This is a genomic window from Dellaglioa sp. CoH-57-MRSF-18 (assembly GCF_056781995.1).
In genome coordinates, this window is record NZ_JBXAXX010000126.1 from 1 (window position 1) to 372 (window position 372).

Consider the following 372-nt stretch of genomic DNA (forward strand, 5'->3'; position numbering starts at 1 on the left):
AACTTGTCGAACTTGAACGTAAGGCGCAGGCCGCCTAGTGCGATTTGAACTTTCTCCGAATCGCTTTCCGGTTTCTCGTTGAGGCCGACGATGGGTTGACGCGCAGGATCGTGCACATAATCGACACGCAGAACTGCCTTGTTGCGCACTTCCGAGTAGTCGAATACAGCACGGTATCCCCACCGACAGAAGAAGTCATACAGCACGTCGCGCATGCGGTCGATGGAGGCGCGTGCCTTCGAGAACTGGGGGTCCTTCATCGAGACCTCGAACACCATGTCTTTCGACTTGATGGTGGCGGTAGCAGATTCCGCTTTCTTCTGCCAAGTGGTGCCAACCTTCGAGAGGAACGGATCAAGAATCTCGTCCTTG

General features: G+C 54.8%; 1 protein-coding gene. It reads right to left on the minus strand.

Annotation, left to right across the window (positions count from 1 at the left end; all coding sequences use genetic code 11):
• A partial coding sequence (locus AC1RPG_RS08395) for a hypothetical protein (RefSeq protein ID WP_481762532.1) occupies positions 1 to 372 on the minus strand: 372 nt, incomplete at both ends.